This window comes from Phycisphaeraceae bacterium (assembly GCA_019636735.1).
Classification (GTDB): domain Bacteria; phylum Planctomycetota; class Phycisphaerae; order Phycisphaerales; family SM1A02; genus VGXK01.
The window spans coordinates 24,579-39,423 of the sequence record JAHBWY010000013.1; the positions used below are offsets into that span (position 1 = coordinate 24,579).

Sequence of the window (14,845 nt, forward strand, 5' to 3'; positions counted from 1 at the left end):
CCATGAGAACCACACCACTGCATTCATTCATCGCGTCGATGGCACTCGCGCTCGGGATCACCGGCTGCGCCACGCAGCGACCTGGCCCCTACGCACCGATCTCAGAGAGCGATCGTCAGACCAGTACGGCCGAGCGCCTCAACCACGAGGCGGCCGATCTCATGCAAGACGACCCGGAGAAGGCTGAGAAGCTGCTGCGCGAGGCGCTGACCGCGGATCTCTATCACGGACCCTCCCACAACAACCTAGGCATCCTCTATCTCAAGCAGGGCAAGCTCTACGAGGCCGCGAACGAGTTCGAGTGGGCCAGGAAACTGATGCCCGGCCACCCCGATCCCAGGATGAATCTCGCGTTCACGCTCGAGTCGGCAGGTCGCGTCGACGAGGCGATCCAGATGTACGCGACGGCGCTTGAGGTCTATCCGGATCACATCCAGACGCTGCAGGCGCTGACGCGACTCCAGATGCGCACCAAGAAGACCGACAGTCGAACGGAACGGTTTCTCAGCGAGATCGCGCTGCGCGGCGAGACCGAGGAATGGCGCGTGTGGGCACGCAAGCAGATGGCGAAGGCAGAGTGAGCAGTCGAGAGAATTGCTCGATGCTCGGCTCCGAGACAACGAGGCCAATCCCGTTTCCGTCAACCTCGTGCCTCGATCTCCCTGCGATCACCACCCCCGCCTCGCCCACGCCTCACGCTGGAGCGCTGCAAGCGAGACGCGCTTCCGCACGCGCGTGCCGGTGCCGGTGCCAGGGAGCGTCGCGCCCTCCATCGAGGCGCCGACTGCGGCACCGACCAGGCAGTCGAGCCAGTGGTTGTCGGGACCGTTGACACGGAGCTTCCACTCATCGACCGTGCGACCGCGACCTTGGGTCTGCACTCGGTACTCGGCGGTGAGATGCTCGGCCAGCAGGCGATGCTTCCGCGGGTCGCGACCGAAGAGTGTCAGGCAGCCCTTGTCCCCCATCGGCGCCGACAGCCGGCTCACGATGAACGACTTCCACCAGTTCGTGTCAAAGAGCACATGCTTCACGGCGCGACGGCCGGACATGAGCGGGATGCGCCAGTTGATTCCGACACGCTCGCCGCGTTGCTGCTTGTACTCGGCGAACGGCCTGCTCGATGCGCCCACATACCGACCGTGGCTTGGGATCACGAGCGCCGCGTGCGGAGTCTCTCTGCAGAACTGGTAGACGACCTCCGTCGACTGGCCCCAGTTCGCGTCGATCAGGCAGCGGCTGATCCGCATCGAACCGCCATTGTCGAGCCTCCACTCGCGGCCAAGAAGCGCTGCCGTCAGTCGCTCGAGACCCGCGTAGATTGCGCCCTCGAGACCGGCCCCCGGCTTCGCGGTCGAGAGCGTGCGCTTGATCTCGCGCAACTGAAACCACTCCGACTTCTGGTCCGGCTCCGTGCCATACGCGAGAACCGAGCCCGTGAAGTTCTCTTCCCACGCGGCGACGAGCCAGTAGAGCGCCTTCTGCTGGACATCGATGAAGGCGGTGATGATTGTCGATCCGTGAGGGATCACTTCCGGGGAGTGGCCATTGGTACGTGCGGCGATGTCGTCCGCCTTGAGTTCTGTTTGATCGCTGATCGCCTCCGAGATGGGTTCGTTCTGGTACTCCGCCTGGAACGCGGCCGCGTCGTCGAACCTCAGGTTCATGGCGTGCTGGAGTGCCGAGAGTTCGTCTGGATTGAACCGCTCGTCCCAGCCGACGCGGGCGCCCTTGTCCATCGCCTCGCGGTGCTCGCGATAGAAGTCGGTGGCTTCACCGGTACCGCGTTCCGCCTTGAGCCCGGTTGCGCGAAGCTCGGCGTAGGTGCTCCAGAGCTTCTCGTTCGTCGGGAACGCATAGACCATCTTCGTCCGCTCGCCCTGCCATGCGGGATGCTTGTCACGATCGAGCAGGCGATCGGCCAGATCGTCCTGGCGGACCACGGTGAGCGTCATGAGTCCGGCGATCTTCGTGCCGGGACCGGCCATGCCGAGGATCGCGCCTGCGAGAATGCGCTCGCGGCTCGTGCATTGAGATGGCGACCGCGCCGATTCGTCCGTCTGCGGATCGTCGACGAGCACCAGCGACGGTCGCACCGCATTGCCGTCCGGTCGCTTGTATTTCATGCCGCGGACTCTGCCGGTGATGCCTGCGACACGAATGATCGCACCCGAGGCCTTCGAACCTTCGATCGTCGGCAGCACGATCTCCTTCGCCGTCCAACCGATGTGCGTCTGCTTCCCCCGGAAGAGCTGGCCCGAGGCGCGTTGGTGGATGCCCTCGAGCTTCCTGATCGGGAAGCACGCGCCAGGGAAGTCTTCGAGCAGGAGATCGTTGTTCTCGAGTTCGGCCTTGATCGAATCGAGCATGTTCGCGGCGTGGTCCTCGTCGCTACCGATCAACGCCACGAACTCCCGGTGGCCGTAGAGCATCGCCCAGAGACACGCCGTTTCGCAGAGCGAGGTCTTGCCGCTGCCACGCGGCATCGCCATCGCGAAGAGGCCGCCCTCGAGCACAGCGGTCTCGATCTTCGAGATGACCTTCAGGTGATCGGGCGACCACTTCAGGTGGAATGTCTGCGGCATGTACTTCTCGCAGAAGCCCCGGAAGTCGCGTTCGCATGAATCCCGCCGCGCTGGGTCCTGAACTTCCGGGAGCTCGCCGATCTCGCGGCCTGAGATCGACATGAGCGCCGCACGCATGCGCGTCCTCTCGCGCTCCGCCTCCCACCCACCAGCAGTTCCGTCAGCGCCATCACCTTCCGGGGGGGGCGAGTGCCGCTTGTCGAAGAGCCACGCGGCGTAACGAAGGAGATCGACGCGCGTGTGATCACCGGAAGCACTGATGCGAAGACCCGCGCGCGTGCGATGGCGATGAAGCTGCCGCTCGCCAAGGCACTCACCCAGCGGCGTCGAGTTGAGCAGCCGACAGAGTTCACCGGCGCGCAACTTCCGGGGATCAGCGGCCACGGTTCGCCTCCTGCGATGTGACCTGTCGCGCGAGCCACGCGGTGTAGTGCACGAGGCTCATTGATCCGTCTGCGTTTGTGGGCGCACCGGCCTCGATGTCCTCGCGAAGGCGCTCCTCGCTTGCATGTTGCGAGCCCGAGGCGCGAAGCAGCCGCACCATGTCAACGGTGGAGAGCGAGGCGGGACTCTTCTTGTTCGCGGCATCGCTCATGTCGCACACCTCGGACCTTGGCCGTGAATCCGCCACGGGGCGCAAAGGGGCGCGCTGGCACCTTGGAACATCGCGACTTCCGGCCGGATTGCTGCCGCTACGCCTTGATGGGTTGGCGATGCCATGCCCTGATGTCGCCAACGCGAACGCAATACCGCGACGCGAACGAAGGACAACGCCATGAAGACCAAGCGACCAACACCGAACGAGAACGCAGCCGCATACACGAGCGCCAAGAACGACATCGCAAAGCTGATTGATGTGCTGCAGCAAGAACTCGCCAAGCACAACGAGCGAGCGAAGAACAACCCACGCAACGGAGGACTGACCGGCGACCTTCTGAAGATCCGCGATGACCTTCTCTGGACCACCGCATTCATCAGCGGGATGGAGCGAACCGACATCGAGGCCTTCCTCGATGACATGGACGACGCGAACTGAAAGCGACCATGCCACGACTTCACTTTCCAGATCAGGCACTCGTCAGGCGCCTCGTCGAAGCGGCCGTCACAAGCGGAAAGCCGCTCATGCTCGCGCACGACCACGGCCTCTACCTCTGCACCGACGCGATGAGGGAGCCCGATGGCACCTGCGTCTGCGCCTTCGTGAAGGGCTGCGACCCGAGGCAGAACGCCGCCGCCTTCGAGGTCGCGAACTACCTCGTCGGCCACGACGACTTCGGCATCTCGTTTCCGATGGGCGGCCAAGAGCAGTTGCTCGCCGACCTGAAGCGCGGCCATCGCCTTGCCATCGACTTCGGCAGACGCGCCGTGGCCATCGTCATGAAGGCACCACCGACCAAGCAATCTCAACCGACTCCAACCGCACGCGGGCGCGGCGCGGAGTCTCACCCAACAGCCCGCAACAAGGACAGCACCATGACCACGACAGCAACGAAGAAGAAGACGGCCACGAAGGCAGCACCGAAGAAGAGCGGCGAACGGCTCAAGAACGAGGCACGCGCCGAGATCGCGAAGCGCATCGCCACGCTCGACGCCGGCGGCGACCCGAGCGCTGAAGCGACGGCCACGGAGGCCACCAGTGCCACCACGGGGGCCACGGCGGCGCCTGTTGCGAAGGGCAAGGCCAGCACCAAGCCGAAGGCCACGAAGGCGAAGGACGCCACTGACGCCAAACCCGCCAAGCCTGCCAAGGCGGCGAAGCCGAAGCGACTGAGCGCGCTCGACGCGGCGGCCACGGTGCTCAAGACGGCGAAGGAGCCCATGAACACCGCCGACCTGATCGTCGAGATGGCGAACAGGAAACTCTGGACATCGCCCAACGGCGCGACGCCCGAGCAGACGCTCTACGCCGCGATGTCGCGCGAGATCAAGACGAAGGGCAAGGACGCTCGCTTTACCAAGACCGATCGCGGCCACTTCGCATTCAACGGTAAGGCGAGCTGAAGCATGCGCGAAGAGACCTTCAACATCCCCTTCGACTCGCTCGTGAGGCGCGTCGTACCTCGAAAGGGCGCGCCGTACGAACACACCTGCTCCAAGCGGGTCTACGAGTATGTCGCGCTCGCCATCGACCACCAAGCAGGAGCGCCGTTCACCGGCGAGAGCATTCGCGACTACATCATGTCCATCCCGGACAACGGCGATGCGCCCTTCACGCAGGTGATGGTCGCGATGGCATTCCTCAAGGAGCGCGGCTGCATCGTGCCTGCAGACAAGCGTCGGCATCACGCGGCGAGCGACTGGGTCTACGAGGACGCGTTGATCGAATGGCACGCGCTTCGAGAAGGCTCGCCCGGTTCCGCGGCGGCACGCGGGGAGGTGGTCTGAACCATGACGCGTGAACGCATGCTCGAAGACCTGCTCAGCGCTGCGATCGACCTTGCCGAGGCACGGCGCCAGGACTCCGACACCGCCGAGGAGTGGGACGCGCTCGAGCGGGCCATCATCGCCGCCGAGTCGCCAACCGAGCCGATCTACGCCTTCGAGGGCGGGTGGTTCCTGCGGCGCTCCAACGAGTCCATCGACCCGAACAACATCGGTGTGGACGCGGTTGACCTCGACGACCTCGAGGTAATCGCCCGGTCGATCGAGGAGGATGTCGACCACGGCTTCCGGGGCTGGTTCGTGGTCGACGAACTCGTCGCGCCATCGGGCCGCACTTGGACGCGCTGCCTTGTGGCGGTCGAATGCCTGAAGCGCATGGGTCTCCTCCGCGAGCGAGGCCTCGACAACCGCATCTACCTGGCCGATGGCTTCAGCGCCGACAAGGCTGTCGAATCGTTTCGGCGCGAGGCAGGCCTGCCGCGTAGCAAGTAGGCCACGCGTCACGCGCCCCCACCGTCCCCCCACCCCGGCTACGGTCGGGGTTTTCTGCGGCACGACCGCCCGCTGACTGCTCGCTGACTGCTCGCTGACCGCCCGCTGACAGCTCGCTGACTGCTCTGAGCTCCTCATCGCATCGCCTCTTCGCGGGGCTTCATCGGGATCGGTGATTCGCCGGTGCGCTCGAGCACCGCAGCGTTGCCCGAGAATCGCTGATACCTGTCAACGATCACATCGCAGTAGAGCTGGTCGAGCTCCATCAGGAACGCCTTGCGACCGGTCTGCTCAGCGGCGATGAGCGTGCTCCCCGAGCCGCCGAAGAGATCAAGCACATTCTCGCCGGGGCGTGACGAGTACTGCATCGCACGCACTGCCAGCTCCGCAGGCTTGGCCGTCAAATGCTCCATCTGCTGCGGCGGGATCTTCTTCACATGCCAGAGGTCACTCACATTGTTCGGTCCGAGGAAGAGATGCGCGGCGCCTTCGCGCCAGCCGTAGAACGCGATCTCGAAGGCGCCCATGAAGTCCTTCCGTGTCAGGACCGGATGCTGCTTGTCCCAGATGATCCCCTGCGAGAAGTACAGCTCGTGCTTCTTGAGGAACGGCGGGTAGTTGCCGAGGTTGGCGTAGCCGCCCCAGATGTAGAAGCCGCGGCCAGGAAGCAGCACGCGCGCGATGTTGCCGAACCACGCATCGAGCATGCCATCGAACGCTTCGTCCGTCACGAAGTCGTTCGCAAGCGGACGGTCCTTTGCCCGCAGCTTCGCGTGCGTCGCCCTTGAGTCGGGATTGCGCGCCTTGTCGAACTTCTGGTGGTGCGTCTGCTTCGCCTCGGGGAACGATGAGTTGCCAGCGGCGATCGCGTTGTTCGATCGCGGCTCGACCTTCACGTTGTACGGCGGGTCGGTGTTGACCAAGTGAATCGGCTGGCCAGCCAGCAGCCGGTCCACATCCGCAGGCGAAGCGCTGTCACCGCAGAGCAACCGATGATCACCGAGCACCCAGAGGTCACCCGGCTGAGTCGTCGCAGCATCCGGCTGCTCCGGGATCGAATCAGGATCGGTGAGGCCGTCCTTGATGTCGCCGGCCAGGATCTTGAGCAGCTCGTCCTCGTCGAAGCCGAGTGACGCGAGATCGATGTCGAGCTCCCTGAGCGCGCCAAGCTCGATCGACAGCAGGTCCATGTCCCACTCAGCGAGCTCGCCGGTCTTGTTGTCCGCAATCCTGAACGCGCGGACCTGCTCCGGCGTGAGATCCTTCGCGACATGCACCGGCACCTTCTCGAGGCCAAGCTTCTGCGCCGCCTTCCAGCGGGTGTGACCGCAGACGATCACGCCTGCTTCATCCACCACGATCGGCTGGCGGAAGCCGAACTGCTTCAGCGATGCGGCGACCGCGTCGACGGCACCGTCGTTGATGCGCGGGTTGTGCTCGTAGGGCTTGATGTCAGTGGGACGACGGAGCTCGATCTTCATGTCTTCGACCTTTCGATGTGAGAGTTGGTGCTGACCGTGGTCGGCACAGCGACCGCGCGCGGCGTTTGGGGCGTTCTGTGGTCAATTGGCGGCGGTTGGGCGACCCGGAGCGGCCAACGCAACAGGGGCGATCGTGGTGGGCCAGGTGGCGTCCCTGGCAGATTCGGACCGGCCGCCGTAAGTCAGTCTCCAACGGCAACTGTTCCGCGTGGCATATCGTGAAAGATGGGCGCCGGAAGTACCTATGATCGACGCAGATGGCAGCACGATCACGACACAGGCCCTCCGCCGGAAGCGGCCTTCTGAGCCGAATCTCGTGATTCTGGACGCCTCCGGGGCAGGTGTTCTGGCTCCGATTGAAGACCACAGGTCGGTCGGCTACTGCCGAACACTGTCGAAGACTGTCACGACAGTTCCCATTGCGCACCAGCTCTTTCCGCGCGTGCGCAGGCGCGGGCGCGCGTGCGCGCGCACGTGACGCGCCCGCGTGCATACATGTAGAGCACAATGGGGACTGCCGTGACAGTCTTCGACAGTAAGCAGCAGTGGAGGCGTGGTTCATAGGACACCTCCGTCCGCCGCCGAGAGCCCGATGCCCTCGTAGAACGACACCAGACCGGTTCCGCGCTTGCGCTTGATGCCGGGCACTGCAGCCGCAAGATCGCGACCGAATGACATCTTGCTGCTGACCACCTGCCGACCGTCGCGCTCACACCAGGCCTTCCACGCGTTGTAGAGATCGTCCACCCACGCACGCTGGCCCGGTGCCATGCTGCAGCACTCGCGGACGAATGCACCGACCGGTGATGCGAGATCCTCCAGTTCACGAATGGCGTCCTCGACGCTGGCTGGCTGCACGAAGTGACCGCGTGCGTTCAGACGCTTCCACCCGTCGATCGCCCACAGCAGGATGCCGGGCAACTCGTCGAGCAGATGCTTCGTGAGCTTGACATCCTCCTGGCCGTAGAAGCTCCTCGTGAGCCGCAGGACGAGAAAGCGGCGGGCCAGTGCCGCACTGGCATCGTTCAATCGCGGCAGCTCGTTCGTCAGGAACACGAATCGCGTGGGCAACTTCATGCTCACGGCACCGAGAAACTTCCGGTCGATCGTGAGCGTGTCCTCGCCGGAGATGCACAGCAGGCGCTCGACGACGGTCCCGACGGTGTCACCACCGAACCTCGCATCACTGACGATGGCGAGCGACTTGTCGATGAGCGGCTGCAGACCGAAGGAGCCGGCAAGGCTGCTCGTTGTCGGACCGACGACATTGGCAGCACCAACGAGTTGGGCGAGCACACGGCCGATCGTGCCCTTCCCTGACCTTGGAGGCCCGACGGTGAGCAGCATCTTGTGCTGCGAGGTATCAGCGGTGAGGCAGTATCCGAACCACTCCTGGAGCAGCTCGACCGACTCGGGATCGTCGCTCCAGAGCTGGTCGAGAAATGCGAGCCACCGTTCGGGCGCCTTCGCAGCCGGGTCGTAATCGAAATCGAGCGCGTTGATCGTGAAGAGCGCCGGTGTCGGCGCGAGCACGCGTCCCGAGGGGACATGGAGATTCATCGACTTGCACGGCAGAATCTCAAGCGCCGCTGGACGATCCCCTTGTGCATCGAGCCACGACGGCGAAACTGTGGAAGCAGGCAGATGCGTGTGGGCGCGAATCGTCTCGAGCGCCTGCTTGACCGTGCCGGGATTGGATTCGAAATCGACGAGCTCCATCGCGCCCGTCTGCTTGTTGACGAGGTATCGCAGCGACTTGTGCAACCACGGCTGAAGTCGCTGCCTGATCCATTCCTCCTCGACCTGGCAGTAGCGATTGCCGCGCCACTCCATGAGCATGCCCGCGTACCCGTGAAGCGTGCGGCCTTCGGCGTGCTGGTTGAACGCGCGGACATATGCCTCGGCCGTTGGAAGCGTGCGCCGGGCCGAGAGCACCAGGCGACCGGTCGCAGGATCGATCTGACCAAGGGGCACGAGAAGTTCGTCGCCATTCTCGACATCAGGCTCGTCGCTCCCATCTGGAGCAGGACCGCGCGCGTTGCGCCGCGCGCGCGGCGTGTATGTGTCATGGCAGTCCGCGACGGCCTTCTCGATCGTCATCCGGCCATAGGTGCGGGCACCGCGCTTCTCATCCCACTTCTCGCGGAAGAGGCCGCTGCGCCGGAACAGCCGATCCATGCGATCGGCATCGCGGCCGGTCCAGAATGCGAGCAGGTTAGAGAGCGCCTGATCGGCTGCGCTCGCATCATCACCATGCTGCGATGCATCGCCTGCCCAGAGCCTGCTGAAGCGGTCGCCGTTCTTCGCGGCGCTCGCGAGCGCGATCAGCGCCTCGTCATCACCGTCGAAGCCGGCGCTTGCAGGCACCCTTCCTCGATGCGGTGCGCCCTTTTTCGGCCACAGACGCTGACAGAGATTCTCAAGTGCCTGCTGCCGGTCATGGACATCGTGCGCCACATCGTCGACGCGCAGACCGGTGACCGTGAAGAACCGCTCGCGATCGTATATCTCCGTCTCCTTGAATCCGGTGATGGCCTTCGATCTGCATCCGATCCCATCGGGCTTTCGGCCTGCGATGAACACCTTGAGGCCGCGCCCGCTTGGCGAGATCTCGGTGTAGGAGTCGAGCGCGTCGATGATCTCGCGCGCGGCGGGGACGATGACCCCGGATTCATCGATGCAGGCATCCAGGTCGATCCCGCAGAATGGATCGTCTGCACTGAACACGAAGCCGACACCGGCGTGGTGGGAGGATGTCCATGCCTCGCACGCATCATCGAAGGAAGCCCATGTCGCAGGATCCGTCGAGTCGGCGCGCCCGCCCCCGTGTGGATTCACGGGGCACTTCGTCTGCTTGCCGCCGCGACGGATGTACTTCCAGCACACCCACTGCGGGAGCGCCCGCAGCGCAGCGGGGATGTTCATCAGGTCGAGCGATGGCGGCGGCGTCAATTCGATCACGGCGGCCGTCGTCATCCTGACTCCATCGTTGGAATGAGGATGCGATCCTCGATGAGGCCGCCAACGCCGTACTCGCGGCGCACGAACGCGCGGAACACCGCCGCGAGGATGCAACCGGAATGACCATTGATGTCGATCTCGACCACTCGGAGATCGGGAACCAGCCGATATGACACCGCCGAGGTTGCGCCGATACCGCAGAGCCCTTCGGTGGCGAACGACGCAAGCCGCAGCAGCGCTTCGCAATCCCTGATCGGCACCGAGCAGTCGAACCTGAAACGATGCCAGTGACTCCGGCAGGTGGTCCCTGTCATTGGAATGGCCCCTTTGATGAGGTACGTCAATTGCGAACGGCGTGCGCGCAAACTGGACGATCCGGTGCAAGACCGGCCAGTTCGAACACCTGCTTCAGATCTTCTATGTCGCGCTCGAATCGCCGACGGCTGAGACAGAGGCGATCCTGCGCACGTCTCCCCGATCCTTCTTGAAGCAGACCACAGAGAAGCTTGAGGTTGTTCGGGAGGCTTGCAACGACAAGTCCGATCTGATCGCGTCGCTCCTTCTCGATCAACCTCTCACACGGCCCCGGCATGGACGACTTAACCAACTCACCGATCGTCGCCGCATGCGTATCGGGGCCCGCGGGTTCGTCCAGACTCTGGACCTTGCCTTGAGGTTGCCTCTTCAAACAAGTGGCCTCGCGGACCAGATCGCGACGGATCGACCGAAGGACTGGCTTTGCCCAGGCACGGGCGCTGCCACCGCGGCGACTCGGTCGATGGCGGCCAGCGCGATCGATGAGCTCGGCCTGCAATTGCTGACGATGGTCGTCGACAGTCAGCCACTTGAGGGCTGGGCATCCCGCGAGCCGAGCTGCCTCGGTATCGGTCATGGATGCGATGACCTCGTCGAACACGAGGTCTGACTCGTCAGCAGTCGCCTTCGCGGTCGCATGGGATGATCCCTTCAAGCGGCACCCCCAGACTTCTCCATGCGGGCGAGTGACCGCGCGTCGATGCTGTTGACCTCATGTCGCAGGCAGGCGACCGCAGCGTGGTCGAAGAGTCTCAGGCGCCCAGCCCGGGCTGCAGGCCTGATGTGGGACCGCGTCCGAAGGAGGTATGTGACGCGATGAAGTGGCTCCCCGAGTTGGCGAGCGATCACTCCGGGTGTGATGAGTTGCGGCGTCCTGTGCTGGACCATTGGCGTGGGGCTCCCAGGCAGGCGGAATGCCTGCTCGGAAGTCCGCGCGCGGTTGGGTCACTCCCTGCGGATTGAGCGGTTTTCGCCGCACCGATTCGCTTCAACCGGCTGCGCGGCCGTTGCAACCACCTGGGGCATCACTCCGTACGCCGCGCGCGATACCGGCGGCCTACCTTGAATGCCTGGGCTTGCCGATCATCCCGGAGGTCATCCTCCTGCTGCTGTTGGATGAGGTCCTTGAGGGTCGCATCGGGAGGTCCAGACGCGCCTTGTTCGACCTCTTCTGAGCCGACCGGGGAGGTGCGGCCATCCCCGCCTCGTTGATCGAGCGCCCATGGTTCCAGTGCAATTTCTCGACGTCGCCCAGCCACGGCGGATCGACGACTTGCCGCCAGTTTGGTGAGGTGCGTCGACGACCTCACCACCCGATCGATGAGGGCCGTTGAGCAACCGATTCGTTCTGCGAGCTTGTTTCTGCCGACGTAACCCTCCGCACGAACGATCTCCTCGACCCGAACTCGCACGACCTCGAATCCCATCCGCCCCTTCCTCGGCGTCGTTGTCGCTTTGCTGGACTCCGAGGTGAGACCGTTCTTCACTTCGATCACCGGGGACGACTCGGAGCTCGTGTCGCCTGCAGTGTCGACGGTCGCAAGGACCTTTCCGCCTTCGAGCACGCGTGCAGCGCGGAGTCGCTCCAATTCGAGGTAAAGCTGGAGCTCGCTTGGCCGCGGCAGGTTCCCCGACTCCATCCACGACTTGTGGAACAAGGCGATGGCCGTCGTGGCATAGGAGTACTCGGGCCTCGTTTGGCTCTTATGCGCAGTCTGGCGGGCGCTGGTCCACCCCTGCACGGCATGGGAAACGACTCTTTGCAGCAGGTGGTGGGCATTCATGCCAAACGAGTTCGCACAGCGCGCGGGCTCCAGGCTGTCGCGCACCTCGGTGAGGAACTCAGAGACGGTTACGTTCTCCTCTTTGAATAGCCTGCTCCTGCGTGAGAGCCGCTTTACCGCTTTGTCAATCAGCTGCTCCACCCGCGGCAACGACATGCGACGACTCTGATCACTTGCGGCTTCATGGACGAGCATCAACATCTGGCTGTAGTCGTCCAGCCGCCGCGACGATTCGCGGCAGAACGCTTCGAGCATCTCGACGTCGATCGGCCGCTTGGCATAGGCCTCAAGCCGCCGTCCGAACTCATCCGACCCGCCGCCCTCCTGCTCCACGGCACGCTGGATCCGCTCCACAGCGTTCCGCGGTTCGCGCAGCCCGTAGATGAAAGCAAATCGATCACCTCCGGCCCACGCGCGAAGTCTTGCCAGCGCCGTTCGCTGCGCGGAGTACTCGGGCGTACCCTCGGCGAAGGAAGCGAACCGCTTTGCCATCACGATGTCGGCGACCTCAAAGTCAGCCGGGGAAGGCGGAGGGCCGTCGTTGTCTTCTGTCGGATCGGGCTGGCCCATTCGTGTTCCTTCCTTCGGTTTGACAGTTCGCAAGTGGTGGTAGCGCACGCGTTGCAGGTGCAGTGCTTCGGGTCAACAAACTACGGCCGATTCAGCAGCGCGGACGCAATGCCGCCCAATCTCGGCGCTGCTTCTGCCAATCCGCCATCGCCGCGATCGGTCGCAGCAATCGCTCGTGGATCTGCTCCCGACCCGATTCAGCGGATGAGAGTGACAGCACCGATTCCTGAATGTCAGGCGCAAGCAGCGTCAGATTCAGGATCTGCGTCACGCGCGGCTGCGTCACTCGAGCGAGCCTGGCCAACTCCGTCAGGCTCTTCACCCTGCCCTCTCGCAGCAGCCGGTCGAACCGGATCGCCAGCGCCATCAGCCGCGCGATGCGCGGCACCCGGTCCCCGCAAGTGACCGGCGATTCCGCTGGCTGCGCGTCCGCCAGCACCACGCGGCCTCGCGCCGCACGCGTCACATGCACCTTCGCACGAAGCGCCATCATGCCGCCACCTCCAGTGATTCAGCATTCATATTGCCGAGGACCGATTCGCGGAACACCACCTCGATGCTCGAGTCGCCTGCGTCATACACGATCCGCTCGATCGCGAGATCCAGCACGCGCGACCGATCCTTCGGCGAGAGCGAACTCCAGATCGATTCAAAGTCCTTGAGCGCACCCCACACCTCGGATTCTCTGACGACTCCCTGCGTCGCATCGCATGCGATCTCGGTGATCGCCGCCATCGGCCCTGGCAGTCGCATCACCGTCGCAAGCTGCTGGATCACCACCCGCTCGATCTCGGCCGCCGGTAGCGACGGCGCTGGGCAACTGGACCGGCTCGTGCGATTGGCCTTCGAGCAGATGTAGTAGCGGTATCGCTTCGTGCCACGACCGCTCAGCACATGCACCATGGCGCAATCGCAGGCGCGACACCGCAGTCTCCCGCGGAGTAGCGCGCTCTGCGCCACTCCCCGGGCTGTTGCGCCTGCACGGCCATTGGAGTGCAATTGCCGCTGGACGCGTTCGAAGATCGCAGGCGGGACGATCGCCTCGTGCTCACCACCGAACTGCTCCCCCTTGTGGACGATCCGACCCGCGTAGATGGGGTTCGTGAGAAGCTGGTGGACCGATGGGCGATCGAAACGACGGCCGCCGAGCGTGCGACCATCCTTCGTCCACCAGACCTTGTTCGTCCAGCCGCGACGCTCGATCTCCTCGACCACAGGCAGAAGTGATCCGCGCTCGAGATAGAGATCGAAGATGCTCCGCACCCGCGATGCCTCCTCGGCGTTCGCCCTGAGCTTCGGACTTGGACCGGAGCGATCCACGTCGTAGCCGAGCATCGGCTTGCCTCCGGCCCATTTCCCCTTGCGGCGCGCCGCGGCAATCTTGTCCCGGATGCGCTCGCCGATGATCTCGCGTTCGAATTGCGCGAACGAGAGCAGCACGTTCAGCATCAGGCGACCCATCGAATCGCGCGTGTTGAACGCCTGCGTCACCGAGACGAAGGAGACGCCGTGGCGCTCGAAGGTCTCCATGATCCTCGTGAAGTCGAGGAGTGATCGGCTGAGCCGATCGACCTTGTAGACCACCACGCAGTCGATCGCCCCGGAGCCGATGTCCGCTAGAAGCCGCTGGAGCGCGGGCCGCTCGATGTTGCCGCCGGTGAAACCGCCATCGTCATAGCGCCCCGGAAGGCAGGTCCAGCCGTCCGACTTCTGGCTGGCGATGTATGCCTCGCCGGCCTCGCGCTGGGCGTCGAGGGAGTTGAACTCCTGCTCGAGTCCCTCCTCGGTGCTCTTCCTCGTGTAGATCGCGCAGCGGACTCTCTTCGGCGCCGATGCCACCTGGTGCTTTCGAGCGATCATTGACCACCTCCAAGGCCGAAGAACCTGAAGCCGTTCAGATGTGACCCGGTGATCGCCTTCGCGACAGCCGAGAGCGATGGATACCGCACGCCATCCCACTCGAAGCCGTCATCAAGGACATTGACGACGAGCCGCCGGCCCTTGTAGTCGCGGACGATCGCGTTTCCAGGTCGCGGGAGTCGGGGATCATGGTGTGCGGGAAGGTCGCGCTCCGTTGGTCGCGGGCGCACAGATTCCGAGACCCGTCCACTTGAGGGGCGCGGCGGCGTCACGCGGACATCGGCGTCGTTGGCCAATTCATCCGCCAGCCGCAGCGCCCTCTCGGTGAGCCCGCCCTCGGCATTGGCTTGGATGCGCCACGCGATCCGGCGGATCAAGTACTGGCGGTGGCGGCTTCGTGCCTGCTCGCCGAAGG

15 protein-coding genes are annotated in these 14,845 nt (G+C 64.3%); 6 read left to right on the plus strand and 9 right to left on the minus strand.

Translation table 11 applies throughout. From position 1 onward, the window contains the following. Positions 1–2: 2 nt before the first annotated feature. Positions 3–581: a tetratricopeptide repeat protein gene (locus KF724_13360; GenBank protein ID MBX3356677.1), complete on the plus strand. Its 579-nt coding sequence runs from the start codon at positions 3–5 to the stop codon at positions 579–581. A gap of 87 nt (positions 582–668) precedes the next feature. On the opposite strand, the gene KF724_13365 is transcribed toward KF724_13360, so the two are convergent. Together KF724_13365 and KF724_13370 are read right to left on the minus strand one after the other, a co-directional pair. Then, complete coding sequence (locus tag KF724_13365; GenBank protein ID MBX3356678.1) at positions 669–2,969, minus strand: phage terminase large subunit family protein; 2,301 nt, start codon at positions 2,967–2,969, stop codon at positions 669–671. Continuing rightward, entirely contained in the window at positions 2,959–3,180 is a 222-nt protein-coding gene (locus KF724_13370) for a hypothetical protein (protein MBX3356679.1), read from the minus strand. Before KF724_13370 ends, KF724_13365 begins: the two co-directional genes overlap by 11 nt. Positions 3,181–3,360: 180 nt before the next feature. Here KF724_13370 and KF724_13375 point away from each other — a divergent pair, with 180 nt between their 5' ends. The 4 genes from KF724_13375 to KF724_13390 are packed head-to-tail and all read left to right on the plus strand — an operon-like array spanning position 3,361 to position 5,459. Further along, positions 3,361–3,621, plus strand: a complete 261-nt coding sequence (locus KF724_13375) for a hypothetical protein (GenBank protein MBX3356680.1) — start codon at positions 3,361–3,363, stop codon at positions 3,619–3,621. Between the two features lie 8 nt (positions 3,622–3,629). After that, positions 3,630–4,586 carry a DUF3085 domain-containing protein gene (locus tag KF724_13380; protein ID MBX3356681.1) on the plus strand — a complete coding sequence of 319 codons (957 nt, stop codon included), beginning with the start codon at positions 3,630–3,632 and terminating at the stop codon, positions 4,584–4,586. 3 nt (positions 4,587–4,589) lie between these two features. Then, positions 4,590–4,970: a hypothetical protein gene (locus KF724_13385; protein MBX3356682.1), complete on the plus strand. Its 381-nt coding sequence runs from the start codon at positions 4,590–4,592 to the stop codon at positions 4,968–4,970. 3 nt (positions 4,971–4,973) lie between these two features. After that, on the plus strand, positions 4,974–5,459 hold the full coding sequence (locus KF724_13390) for a hypothetical protein (protein ID MBX3356683.1): 486 nt from the start codon (positions 4,974–4,976) through the stop codon (positions 5,457–5,459). A 134-nt stretch (positions 5,460–5,593) separates the two neighbouring features. Here the strand turns inward: KF724_13390 and KF724_13395 are convergent, their stop codons facing one another. The 3 genes from KF724_13395 to KF724_13405 form a co-directional block, all read right to left on the minus strand. After that, entirely contained in the window at positions 5,594–6,940 is a 1,347-nt protein-coding gene (locus KF724_13395) for a ParB N-terminal domain-containing protein (GenBank protein MBX3356684.1), read from the minus strand. Between the two features lie 558 nt (positions 6,941–7,498). Next, positions 7,499–9,916 carry a hypothetical protein gene (locus tag KF724_13400; GenBank protein ID MBX3356685.1) on the minus strand — a complete coding sequence of 806 codons (2,418 nt, stop codon included), beginning with the start codon at positions 9,914–9,916 and terminating at the stop codon, positions 7,499–7,501. Then, positions 9,913–10,215, minus strand: coding sequence for a hypothetical protein (locus KF724_13405; protein ID MBX3356686.1), 303 nt, complete (start codon positions 10,213–10,215; stop codon positions 9,913–9,915). Before KF724_13405 ends, KF724_13400 begins: the two co-directional genes overlap by 4 nt. 41 nt (positions 10,216–10,256) lie before the next feature. On the opposite strand from KF724_13405, the gene KF724_13410 reads away from it, so the two are divergent. Beyond that, complete coding sequence (locus tag KF724_13410; protein MBX3356687.1) at positions 10,257–10,826, plus strand: hypothetical protein; 570 nt, start codon at positions 10,257–10,259, stop codon at positions 10,824–10,826. Between the two features lie 415 nt (positions 10,827–11,241). On the opposite strand, the gene KF724_13415 is transcribed toward KF724_13410, so the two are convergent. From KF724_13415 to KF724_13430, 4 genes are all read right to left on the minus strand, one after another. Then, positions 11,242–12,570 (minus strand): hypothetical protein, encoded by a 1,329-nt coding sequence (locus tag KF724_13415; GenBank protein MBX3356688.1) that lies wholly within the window; start codon positions 12,568–12,570, stop codon positions 11,242–11,244. 91 nt (positions 12,571–12,661) lie between these two features. Beyond that, entirely contained in the window at positions 12,662–13,063 is a 402-nt protein-coding gene (locus KF724_13420) for a hypothetical protein (protein ID MBX3356689.1), read from the minus strand. Continuing rightward, a complete protein-coding gene (locus KF724_13425; GenBank protein MBX3356690.1) occupies positions 13,060–14,430 on the minus strand; it encodes a recombinase family protein in 1,371 nt (456 codons plus the stop codon). Before KF724_13425 ends, KF724_13420 begins: the two co-directional genes overlap by 4 nt. Then, on the minus strand, positions 14,427–14,845 hold a 419-nt coding region (locus KF724_13430), incomplete at its 5' end, for a DUF2924 domain-containing protein (GenBank protein MBX3356691.1). The genes KF724_13425 and KF724_13430, both read right to left, overlap by 4 nt.

Bases quoted from the DNA above. Each gene is read 5' to 3' on its own strand.
- KF724_13360 (MBX3356677.1), top strand. From the start codon at position 3: ATGAGAACCACACCACTGCATTCATTCATCGCGTCGATGGCACTCGCG.
- KF724_13395 (MBX3356684.1), bottom strand. From the start codon at position 6,940: ATGAAGATCGAGCTCCGTCGTCCCACTGACATCAAGCCCTACGAGCAC.
- KF724_13390 (MBX3356683.1), top strand. From the start codon at position 4,974: ATGACGCGTGAACGCATGCTCGAAGACCTGCTCAGCGCTGCGATCGAC.
- KF724_13405 (MBX3356686.1), bottom strand. From the start codon at position 10,215: ATGACAGGGACCACCTGCCGGAGTCACTGGCATCGTTTCAGGTTCGAC.
- KF724_13370 (MBX3356679.1), bottom strand. From the start codon at position 3,180: ATGAGCGATGCCGCGAACAAGAAGAGTCCCGCCTCGCTCTCCACCGTT.
- KF724_13415 (MBX3356688.1), bottom strand. From the start codon at position 12,570: ATGGGCCAGCCCGATCCGACAGAAGACAACGACGGCCCTCCGCCTTCC.
- KF724_13375 (MBX3356680.1), top strand. From the start codon at position 3,361: ATGAAGACCAAGCGACCAACACCGAACGAGAACGCAGCCGCATACACG.
- KF724_13385 (MBX3356682.1), top strand. From the start codon at position 4,590: ATGCGCGAAGAGACCTTCAACATCCCCTTCGACTCGCTCGTGAGGCGC.
- KF724_13380 (MBX3356681.1), top strand. From the start codon at position 3,630: ATGCCACGACTTCACTTTCCAGATCAGGCACTCGTCAGGCGCCTCGTC.
- KF724_13425 (MBX3356690.1), bottom strand. From the start codon at position 14,430: ATGATCGCTCGAAAGCACCAGGTGGCATCGGCGCCGAAGAGAGTCCGC.
- KF724_13420 (MBX3356689.1), bottom strand. From the start codon at position 13,063: ATGATGGCGCTTCGTGCGAAGGTGCATGTGACGCGTGCGGCGCGAGGC.
- KF724_13400 (MBX3356685.1), bottom strand. From the start codon at position 9,916: ATGACGACGGCCGCCGTGATCGAATTGACGCCGCCGCCATCGCTCGAC.